At 73.1% G+C, this 2,974-nt stretch carries 4 protein-coding genes; 3 read left to right on the top strand and 1 reads right to left on the bottom strand.

Features of this window, described 5'->3' with window-relative positions; all coding sequences use genetic code 11:
* On the bottom strand, nucleotides 1-598 hold a 598-nt coding region (locus tag HUU95_RS12655), incomplete at its 3' end, for a glycosyltransferase family 39 protein (protein ID WP_254602788.1).
* A 117-nt stretch (nucleotides 599-715) separates the two neighbouring features.
* On the opposite strand from HUU95_RS12655, the gene HUU95_RS12650 reads away from it, so the two are divergent.
* The 3 genes from HUU95_RS12650 to HUU95_RS12640 form a co-directional block, all read left to right on the top strand.
* Nucleotides 716-1,921 carry a trans-sulfuration enzyme family protein gene (locus tag HUU95_RS12650; protein WP_174280426.1) on the top strand — a complete coding sequence of 402 codons (1,206 nt, stop codon included), beginning with the start codon at nucleotides 716-718 and terminating at the stop codon, nucleotides 1,919-1,921.
* Nucleotides 1,918-2,316, top strand: a complete 399-nt coding sequence (gene apaG / locus HUU95_RS12645) for a Co2+/Mg2+ efflux protein ApaG (RefSeq protein ID WP_174280425.1) — start codon at nucleotides 1,918-1,920, stop codon at nucleotides 2,314-2,316. The genes HUU95_RS12650 and apaG overlap by 4 nt, the downstream gene beginning before the upstream one ends.
* A gap of 133 nt (nucleotides 2,317-2,449) precedes the next feature.
* On the top strand, nucleotides 2,450-2,974 hold a 525-nt coding region (locus tag HUU95_RS12640; RefSeq protein WP_174280424.1), incomplete at its 3' end, for a LysR family transcriptional regulator.

Here is a 2,974-nt window from a genome sequence, read left to right as displayed (position 1 = left end):
CCGGCCATCGCCCCGCCGCGCCCCGCCGCGCCAGCAGGAACCCCGCGCCCGCCAGCGCGACATAGGGGATGGCGAGCCATTTCGTCCCCGCCGCCAGCCCGAGCAGCACGCTTCCGCCCAGCCATCGCCGCCACACCGCCGGCCCGGTCCCGCGCATCGACCACAGGAACAGCGCCAGCGCCCACACCACCAGCGCCGCCATGAACCCGTCCAGCATCGCGATCCGCGCCTGGATGAACAGCGTGAAGTTGCCGAGCGCGAACAGCGCGGCGAGCACCGCCGTGCGCACCCGTCCGAACAGCCACCACGCCGCCGCGTACAGCCCCAGCACCGTGGCCACGCCCGCCACCACCGCCATCGCCCGCCAGCCCAGGCTGTTGTCGCCGAACACCGCCATGCCCAGCCCGATCAGCGCCTTGCCGACCAGCGGATGCTCGATGTTCGACGGCCCCGCCAGCGACCAGAGCAGGCGCGCGGCGGGGACGTAATGGACCTCGTCGAACACCAGCCGGTGCGGGACCGTGACGTGCCAGGCGAAGAGCGCGAACGCGCCGAGCCCGAGCAGCAGCGCGGGGCGGAGGGGACGGGCGTCGTTCACGACCGGCGGTGTCGCCGGTTCGCGCCCGCCTCGCAACCCGCTCGATCTTCGCCGAGGTCCTTCGCTGGAAGGGCGCCGACGGTTGCGGTCGGCAACGCAACCCGGCAAAGCGCCCGCATGAAGCGTCACACCGGCCAGGATCGCTCGATCACCGAGCATTGGCGCCCCGCCACCCGCGCGGTGCGCGGCGGCACCGCGCGGTCCGAATGGGGGGAAACGTCCGAGGCGCTGTTCCTCACCTCCGGCTACAGCTACGACAAGGCGGGCGATGCCGCCGCGCGGTTCGCGGGCGAGCAGGCGGGGATGACCTATTCCCGGCTCCAGAACCCCACCGTCGAGATGCTGGAACAGCGTATCGCGCTGCTGGAGGGCGCGCAGGCCTGCCGCGCCACCGCGACGGGCATGGCGGCGATGACGGCGGCGCTGTTGTGCCAGCTCTCGGCCGGCGATCACCTGGTCGGCGGGCGCGCGGCGTTCGGCTCGTGCCGCTGGCTCACCGACACGCTGCTGCCGCGCTTCGGCATCGAGACCACGGTGGTCGACGCGCGCGACCCCGCGACCTTCGCCGCCGCGATCCGGCCCCACACCAAGGTGTTCTTCTTCGAGACGCCCGCCAACCCGACGATGGACGTGGTCGATCTGGCCGCCGTCTGCGCGCTGGCGAAGTCGCACGGCATCACCACGGTGGTCGACAACGCCTTTGCCACCCCCGCGCTCCAGCGCCCGATGGAGTTCGGCGCCGACGTCGTCGCCTATTCCGCCACCAAGATGATGGACGGGCAGGGCCGCGTGCTCGCCGGCGCGATCTGCGGCACGACCGACTTCATCGACAACACGCTGCTTCCCTTCACGCGCAACACCGGGCCGACGCTGTCGCCGTTCAACGCCTGGGTGGTGCTCAAGGGGCTGGAGACGCTCGACCTGCGCATCCGGCGCCAGTCGGAGAGCGCGGTGACGGTCGGCCGCTTCCTGGAGGCCCGCGTGCCGCGCGTGCTGCATCCGGGGCTGCCCAGCCATCCCCAGCACAATCTCGCCATGGCGCAGATGGACGCCACCGGCCCGATCTTCGCCTTCGAGGTCGCCGACCGCGCGCAGGCGCACGGGTTGCTCGACGCGCTTGAACTGATCGACATCTCCAACAACATCGGCGACTCGCGCTCGCTGATGACGCATCCGGCGTCGACCACCCATTCGGGCGTGGCGGCGGAGCAGCGGGCGATCATGGGCGTGGGCGAGGGGCTGCTGCGCCTCAACGTCGGGCTGGAGGACGTGGCCGACCTCACCGACGATCTCGACCGCGCGCTGACGGCGGTGGGGCTGTGAACTTCCTGTTCCCGCACGCCGCGACCACCGGCGGCGTCACCGTGCGCGTCTCCGTCTCGTTCCTCCCCGAACAGTCGGAGCCGGGGCGCGGGCGCTGGTTCTGGGCCTATCACGTCCGCATCGAGAATGGCGGCGCCGCCCCCGTCCGGCTGCTGACGCGGCGCTGGGTGATCACGGACGGGCGGGGCGCGCGCCACGTCGTCGAGGGCGAGGGCGTGGTCGGCGAGCAGCCGCTGATCCAGCCGGGCGACGCCTATGACTATGTCTCCGGCTGCCCGCTGACGACGCCGAGCGGCGCGATGCAAGGCAGCTATCGCATGGCCGGCGTCGACGGCGCGCCGTTCGACGTCGCGATCCCGCGCTTCACGCTCACCGCCCCGGCGACGGCGGGGTGAGGGGGGCCGGTTTCTCCCCCTCCCGCTCGCGGGAGGGGGCTGGGGGGTGGGATCGACGCCAGCCCTGGTCGCATCTCCCGTGGCGCCGGGGAGCCCACCCCCGACCCCTCCCGCGAGCGGGAGGGGAGGGGAGGTGAAGCGCACGCATCTCCCCCTCAACGCGCTGCGCGTCTTCGACGCCGCCGCGCGCCACCTGTCCTTCACCCGCGCCGCCGACGAGCTCGCCGTCACCCCCGCCGCGGTCGGGCAACAGGTCCGCGCGCTGGAGGACATGCTCGGCGCCGTGCTGTTCCGCCGCACCACGCGCGGGCTGGAGCTGACGCCGGAGGCCGCCGCCGGGCTCGATCCGCTGCGCGACGGCTTCCTCCAGTTCGAGGAAGCGGTGCGCGCGATGCAGGCCGGCCAGTCCTCCAAGGCGCTCGCGCTCGCCGCGCCGCGCGACGTGACGGAGAAATGGCTGATGCCCCGCCTCGCCGCGATCGCGCGCGCGGATGGCGACCTGCGCTTCCAGCTGCTCGCCGCCGACGCCTTCGCCGAGAAGGGGGGCATCGACTTCGCCGAGGCCAATCTCGATCTCGCGATCCGCTGGGACGAGGGGCCCGGCGCGCTGCAAGGCGAGGCGGTCGAAAGCGAGGGCGAGGTGACCGTCGCGGCGCCC

This window comes from Sphingomonas bacterium, from assembly GCF_903643065.1.
GTDB lineage: Bacteria > Pseudomonadota > Alphaproteobacteria > Sphingomonadales > Sphingomonadaceae > Sphingomonas.
The sequence above is the reverse complement of the archived record's forward strand: the minus strand, read 5'-3'. Positions and strand labels throughout refer to the sequence as shown.

Bases quoted from the DNA above. Each gene is read 5' to 3' on its own strand.
- HUU95_RS12650 (WP_174280426.1), top strand. From the start codon at position 716: ATGAAGCGTCACACCGGCCAGGATCGCTCGATCACCGAGCATTGGCGC.